This is a genomic window from Halobacillus sp. HZG1 (assembly GCF_035818575.1).
In the GTDB taxonomy this organism is placed as follows: domain Bacteria; phylum Bacillota; class Bacilli; order Bacillales; family Halobacillaceae; genus Halobacillus; species Halobacillus litoralis.
This window is the reverse complement of the sequence record NZ_JAYLVQ010000028.1, coordinates 1-1,818: the sequence shown is the minus strand read 5'-3', so window position 1 is coordinate 1,818 and position 1,818 is coordinate 1. Positions and strand designations below refer to the sequence as shown.

Here is a 1,818-nt window from a genome sequence, read left to right as displayed (position 1 = left end):
CCCCCGTTAGCATTCCTGTAGAGCGTTAAATTTCAAGTTTGATAAAAAAAGAGCCCCTCGCTAAGATGATTATAGTCAGATAAACCAATTCTTAGGAGGAACTCTAATATGAAGTATAAAATGCAAGATCATCAAAATCAACTTATAGAAAGGATTTCAGACCAACATCTCGTCATTGGTGTGGACATTGCTCAGCATGTTCACGTCGCTCGAGCTGTTAATTTCCGAGGTATCGCAGTTGGTCATCCCATATCTTTTGAAAATAACGAAGATGGCTTTACGAGATTACTAAAATGGATTGAGCAGTTAAAAGCTTCAAATGGTTTTAATACGGAAATAATCGGCATGGAGCCTACCGGCCATTACTGGTTAAACCTGTCCAAATGGCTGCACAATCAAAGCATAGATATAGTAACAGTTAATCCTCACCTCGTTAAAAAGAATAAAGAAAACCGTGATAATACACAGTCTAAAAGTGACAAAAAAGATGCACTGGTTATCGCAGACATGGTGAAAAATGGCTACTATGCCTTTATTCGTCCAACTACGGAGGCGTTTGAAAAGCTTCGCGTCTTAATGGCTAACCGTGATGTCATCGTTAAAAGGTTCGTTAGTGCCGTCAACCAAATTAACCGTTGGGTCGATGTTGTGTTTCCTGAACTTAGACAAGTTTTTAAAGACATCAAAGGAAAAGGTTCTATCGCTACTCTACGCCTATTCCCTACTCCAATGGAACTCTGTTCGATGGAACCTCAAGATGTCATTAAAGGTTGGAAAACCATAATGAAACGCCAGCCAGGGACAAAAAAAGCTCAATCACTCATTGAATTAGCGAAACGATCTATTGGTAACCAACAAGCACCTGATGCTTATAAACTACACCTTGAACAATTACTTGAGGAATTTGACCTCGCAACAGCCCAACTCGAAAGAGTTGATCAAGAAGTGACTGATGTACTTAAAGACATTACTTACGCCAATAAACTACTAGAAATTGAAGGTATTAGTGAGGTTTCGCTAGCTGGCATTTTGGGGGAATCAGGTAACTTAAGCGGCTTCTCACATGGAAATTCACTATTACGTCATGCAGGGTTACATCTATCAGAGGCTAGTTCAGGCAAATGGAAAGGACAAATTGTCATCTCAAAACGAGGAAGATCTCGGTTACGGCGTTTCTTATACATAACGACAATGAGTATGATCATGAACAACTCTGAATTCAAGGAACTGCACGCCTATAATGTCAACGTGAAGAAGATGAAGAAAATGAAATCCATTATGAAACTCATTGGAAAGCTCGCAAGAATACTAGTGGGGATCGCTCGACGTAATGAAGCCTATTGCCCTGAAAAAGTAAGCGACTTAACACAAAAAGCAGCCTAAGAACCTTTTACTTGTTTCGTAAGATATACCAAATCCGTTAGGATTTTAAATTTATAAACCTCGAGTATTGACTTATTCGTAGGATCTCAAAAAAGCACGGAGAACTGGATGTACTTCAACAAAAGGGCATTGTGACCCGTTCCGTTAGCAAAACCAGGCTCCACCCCTTGGATAGGCGTGACGAAGGAATGAAAGGGCTTAGACCCGTTGAGCCATGGGAGGGACAGCCTCCGAGGGCAGCGTGGAGAATACGTGCCATAATTATGGAAATAATTGGAGTGAGATAGCACCTCTTTTATTTAAGTATGCCTGAAACCAGTCGATACGGTCATAAACCACTTCATTTATCCAATATGTTCTGACAAGCGGATTGAAATCCTGCGAATAAGTGAGTATTTGAAAGAAAAGCGGATCTAACCGAGGGAGTTGAAGACT

1 protein-coding gene is annotated in these 1,818 nt (G+C 40.5%); it reads left to right on the top strand.

Features of this window, described 5'->3' with window-relative positions; genetic code table 11:
• Positions 1-108: 108 nt before the first annotated feature.
• Positions 109-1,383, top strand: coding sequence for an IS110 family transposase (locus tag VKA52_RS03955; RefSeq protein WP_326314264.1), 1,275 nt, complete (start codon positions 109-111; stop codon positions 1,381-1,383).
• Positions 1,384-1,818 lie beyond the last annotated feature (435 nt).